Raw genomic sequence first — 4,976 nt, forward strand, 5'->3', positions numbered from 1 at the left:
TCGCCGCCATGAACGCCGCCGCCTGTTCGTGGCGGGTCAGCACCAGCTCGATCTTCGACTTGCGGAGCGACTCGACGACGTCGAGATTTTCCTCGCCCGGCACGCCAAAGATCCGGTCGACGCCTTCGTTCTCCAATGCCGCGACCATCAGGTCAGAGCCCTTCACCATGTTTCCACTCCGTGCCTTGTGCGCGCAATCACGCCGCGAGCGGTTTGATGACCGCGCCCGCGAAATCCGCGGTCGAGAGCTTGCCACCGAGATCGACGGTCCGCAAATTGTCGACCGGCAAGGTCTGCTCGATCGGCCTGTGCAGCCGCTTTGCAAGATCATCCCTGTCGATATGCCTCAGCATCAGCCCCGCCGCCAGCAGCAGCGCCAGCGGATTGGCGACGCCTTTGCCGGCGATATCAGGAGCCGACCCATGCACTTCCTCGAACACCGCGGCCTTCTCGCCGATATTGGCGCCCGGCGCCATGCCGAGGCCGCCGACGAGGTCGAGATGAGATTTTCGCGAATGGTGGGCGTCTGCGCAGGCAACACCGTAGCGTCTCGAGCATTCTCGATGCGCCAAAATGGTGAAGCACTGTTGCCCCGAACTCAACCCACTTTCGTGCCGGCCAGAGCGAACACGATCGCTTCGGACAATTGCCCGACGCGGAACGGCTTCATGAGAAGCTTCGTGTTGGCGCGGAATTCGTCGGGCACCAGCGACGGATCTGCGAAGCCGGACATGAAGAGAATGGGCAGGTCGGGCCATCTGCGGCGCGCCTGACGCGCCAGGTCGACGCCGGTCACGCCGCCGGGCAGGACAATATCGGTCAGCAGCAGCGCGATCGGATCCGGCCGCTCCAATTCGGCGATCGCCGAGGACGCATTGATGACGACAATCGGGCTGTAACCCATCGAGGACAGCATGGTGGATGCGATGGCGCCCACCAGCGGATTGTCCTCCACCACGAGAATCCGTTCGCCGGTGTCTCGCCGCAACGCTCGCGCCGCACCGCCGCGCGGCCGGTCGGTTGCCGCTGGTCCCGCGCTCGGCAGATACAGCGTGACGCGGGTCCCTTGCGCCACTCGGCTCGATATCACCACCGTACCTCCCGATTGCCTGGCAAAGCCATAGACCATGCTGAGGCCGAGCCCTGAGCCCTTGCCGAACTCCTTGGTGGTGAAGAACGGTTCGAACGCGCGGCGCGCGATTTCGGGCGGCATGCCGGCGCCCATGTCCGACACCGCGATCGTCACGTATTCACCGGGCGCGATGCGCTCGTCGCCGTCATCGAGTGGCTGGTCGAGCACGGCATTCGCGGTCGCAATCGTCAACCGCCCGCTGCCTGCCATCGCATCCCGCGCGTTGATGGCGAGGTTGAGCAGCGCGTTCTGCAATTGCGTCGGATCGATCAGGCAGTGCCAAAGCATCGGGTCCTGCGCAACTTCGATCTCGACGGTTTCGCCGAGCGTCCGCTGCAGGATGGTCGTCATCCCGCTGACCAGCTGGTTCACGTCGGTGATCTGCGGCCGCAGCGTCTGCTTGCGGGCGAAAGCGAGCAGGCGGCGGTTGAGATCGGCGACCCGCTCCGCCGCCTCAATCGCCCGTTCGGCCAGGCCGCGGCTGGAGACCTCGGCGGGCGGCAATGCATCGAGCAGCAGATCCAGATTGCCGAGCGTCGCCGCAAGCATGTTGTTGGAGTCGTGCGCGATCCCTCCGGCCAGCTGCCCGATGGCTTCCATCTTTTGTGCCTGGCGCAGTTCGTCCTCGATGCGCTTGCGCTCGGTGATGTCGACCGACAGCACGAAATAGCCGCGCACCGTGCCGTCCTGGCCGCAATCGGGCACCCGGATGGTCTCGCACCAGCGTTCAAGGCCGTCGGGAAACGCCGCCTTCTCCTCGCCGCCGGTGGTTCGTCCGGCCAGCGCCGCCTCGATCTTCAGCCGCGCCTCGCCGACCCGCAAGGGGTCGATGAAATCGTCGATCTTGCGGCTGCGGATGGCGTCGGCGGACGGCTCGGCATACCATTCGCGTGCGACACGGTTGGCGTAGCGGATGCGGCCATCGGCACCGACATGGACGATCAAAGCGGGTATGTTTTCGGTGACCAGCTGATGCTGCTCGAGATTGTCCCGCAGCGCCTGTTCCGATGTCGCGCGCAGCCGCCATTGCCGCGCCAGAACGAGACCGAATCCGGCGATCAGCAGATTGAGCCCGGCGGCGACCAGGCTGTAGTACAGCGCATTGTTCTTCCAGCCGGCCAGATACTCCACAGGGTCGCGTGCCACGCTTACCACCAGCGGCAAGCCGGCGACCCGCCGATAGCTGATGCTCCGCGACGTTCCGTCCGTCATTCCGCTGCCTTCAAAGCTTCCGCTCGGCGCTTGCGGGAGATAGCGCGTGAACAACCGGTTCGATTTGACGTTGCGACCGGCAAGCTCGTCCGCGTGCGGCGTTCGCAGCAAAATCGTGCCGTCGTCGCGGTACAGTGTCACTGTGCCGCGCTGCCCCACGTTCAGTGATAGAAAGAACTGCCGCAGATTGTCGTAGTCGATCGGCACGAAGACGACGCCGCCAAAACGTCCGTCGGGCGTCAGAAATGCGCGGCTCACTGCGATGACGAGACTGTTGCGAACGCGGGAGGCCACCGGCACGTCGATGAAGAGCCCGCGGCCGGGGTCATCGCGCTGGACCTTGTAATAAGCCCGGTCGGCGAAGTTTCTCTCCCGGCCGGGCCCTCCGTTGCCCAGGCTGTCGCCCAGCAGATTTCCCTCGGTATCGAGAACGACGATCGCGTTTGCGACAGGGTACGGCGCCACCCTGTGCTTCAATTCATTGATCAGGGCTGGATTGCCGGGGGTCAGCAGGGATGGATTCTGCGCGAGCTCATCAATGGTTGTGCTCAGCAGAACATCAACGCCCTGGATGTTGCGCAACATGTATTCTTCGAGGGCGCGGGCGAGATCGCCATTGGCGGCCTCCGTCGTCCGATAGGTCTCCCAATAATTCACGGTGAGCATGTGCGCCACGAAGGCATCGCACAAGATCGCTAGCACGAGGCCGCTCAGGACGATGATGCGGGGAGTCCAGCGTCGATCCATCCCGGACCCGGGTTCTGCCCTGGTCAGGGCGCCAATGATGCCCTCCTGCCGCGGACCGCGCCGATCATCGACTGTCGCTTTGGTCTGATCCAACATGGCGCCAGAATTTTCAGGAGGTGGTCGAGCCGGCTTGTCGTGAATTGATCCTCGCGTGAGCGTTAGGGAATCGCCCGACGCTTGGCTGAACTCGGCATCTTAAGGCCAACGCCTCGCGAGATACTTCAGGGTGTCTGCGTAGCACGTTTTGCCGTGAAATGTCATCCCGTTGGCGGCTGCGCGGACGGCCGCGGCGAGAGTCGGCTGCCCTGGGTTGTCAGCAGGTTGGGGCGAAATCTGCGAGATATTCGGATGTTGGCATTTTGCCGGTCAGCAGCAGCCCGCGTGCAGGCGACATAGAGCAGGCGCCGTTCCGTCTCGTAGATCTCGCCGAGTTCAGCTTCGTCGGCCGCATCGGCCACCCGCCGTCGAGGGGCAGAATGTTCGGATGCATTCCGAGCGGACGGATCAGATGCCCGACCGCAACAACATCCTCGCGCATCATGCTCAGGCTGCGGGGCATGGACCTCACCCCCAGCTACTTTTTCATCAGCGGACAGGAGCTCTCGGCGAGCGGGCGGCTTACCGTCGCGCCAGGAAGCGTCTGCAGCAGGTTGTAGAGGTCCCACTCACCTTTCGCGTCGCCCGGCTTTTTCACCTGGAGCGGGTACATGTCGTGGATCATCTTGCGATCAGCTCGAATGTAGCCATCGCCTGCAAACAAGTCATGGACCCGTTCTTTCTCCATTTGCTTCATCACCGTGCCTGCCTCGGCGGTTCCGGCGGCCTTCACGGCCTTTGGGGTAATGTGAAACGGAGGAGTAGACGCCGCGTGGAAGCCTGTCGGCATCATCTTGGCTCTGGCATAGAAACGCTCAGCCCATGCCCGCGTTTCCGGAGTTCGGTCCCACCTGCGCCAAAGGCCTGACCAATGGCGCGGTCCCGATGGGCGGGGTGATCGTCAGCGACAAGGTCTATGATGCACTCATGGGAGGGCCCGAAAGCGCCATCGAACTATTGCACCGCTATACCTATTCTGCGCATCACCTCGCCTGCGCGGCGGCGCTGGCTGGGCTCGACGTCTATCAAGAACAGGACCTGTTCGGACGGGCGGCGCGCATTGCTCCGTTCTGGGAAAATGCCGCTCATGACCTGAAGAGCGCGCACATGTGGTCGACATCCGGAACATGGGCCTGCTCGCCGCGATTGATCTTGCGCCGGGCGAGGGATCCCCCGGCGCGCGAGCGAGCGAATGCGCTCAGCGCTGCTTCGAGGATGGAATTCTGATCCGCGCCAGCGGCGACACGCTAGTGCTATCGCCGCCGCTCATTATCACCGAGGGCGCAGATCGAGGATGTATTCGCGAGCATTCGCCGGGCTCTGGCCGGTCTTGAGTAGCGCAGCTTGGATCATCCCGTGACGGCGATTCCGATGTTGTGCCCGGCCAAGTTGTCACCTGAAGCCGATTGATGGTCGCATGCGCGACCGTCACTTCGAGCGCAGCAAGCCCAGAAATTCGACGGGCTGGTCGGTCGGCCCATTCTTGCCGATGCCGATGGAATCGTGGCTGTGGACAATGATGACCGGCAATTCATCAGCGCCGCAATCCGTAGCGCCGGCCGCATGTAGTCGGAGAACACCAGGTAGGTTATTTCTCAGCGATCCGGTTCGGATAGCCTCGGTTTCCTTCGCGATCTCTTCGCCTCCTTCGTTGGCCCAAGGCCAGGAACGAGTTCCCTCTCCCGGAGTTCCCCTAGTGCCATTTTCTAGGAGGACTTCAAATGGGACTTTTCACCAAGGACATAAAGTCGATGGAAGACCTGCTGATCCACGGTCTTCAGGACATCTA

General features: G+C 63.0%; 5 protein-coding genes and 1 pseudogene. 1 reads left to right on the forward strand and 5 read right to left on the reverse strand.

Annotated elements, in window-relative coordinates:
• The 5 genes and pseudogenes from JOZ76_RS20485 to JOZ76_RS20505 form a co-directional block, all read right to left on the reverse strand.
• Window positions 1–169: thiamine pyrophosphate-binding protein (locus JOZ76_RS20485; protein WP_291701255.1), on the reverse strand; the 169-nt coding region annotated here is incomplete at its 3' end.
• A gap of 28 nt (window positions 170–197) precedes the next feature.
• Window positions 198–602 (reverse strand): isocitrate/isopropylmalate family dehydrogenase, encoded by a 405-nt coding sequence (locus JOZ76_RS20490; protein WP_291701246.1) that lies wholly within the window; start codon window positions 600–602, stop codon window positions 198–200.
• Window positions 599–3,187: an ATP-binding protein gene (locus JOZ76_RS20495; protein ID WP_291701247.1), complete on the reverse strand. Its 2,589-nt coding sequence runs from the start codon at window positions 3,185–3,187 to the stop codon at window positions 599–601. Before JOZ76_RS20495 ends, JOZ76_RS20490 begins: the two co-directional genes overlap by 4 nt.
• Window positions 3,188–3,404: 217 nt before the next feature.
• Window positions 3,405–3,650 (reverse strand): hypothetical protein, encoded by a 246-nt coding sequence (locus JOZ76_RS20500; RefSeq protein ID WP_291701249.1) that lies wholly within the window; start codon window positions 3,648–3,650, stop codon window positions 3,405–3,407.
• A 15-nt stretch (window positions 3,651–3,665) separates the two neighbouring features.
• Window positions 3,666–3,986, reverse strand: a pseudogene (locus JOZ76_RS20505) (ABC transporter substrate-binding protein); the annotation flags it as partial.
• 23 nt (window positions 3,987–4,009) lie between these two features.
• Between JOZ76_RS20505 and JOZ76_RS20510 the strand changes: the two are divergent.
• Complete coding sequence (locus JOZ76_RS20510) at window positions 4,010–4,414, forward strand: aminotransferase class III-fold pyridoxal phosphate-dependent enzyme (RefSeq protein ID WP_291701253.1); 405 nt, start codon at window positions 4,010–4,012, stop codon at window positions 4,412–4,414.
• The last annotated feature ends 562 nt before the right edge of the window (window positions 4,415–4,976 follow it).

It is taken from the genome of Bradyrhizobium sp. (assembly GCF_019244115.1).
Taxonomy (GTDB): Bacteria; Pseudomonadota; Alphaproteobacteria; order Rhizobiales; family Xanthobacteraceae; genus Bradyrhizobium.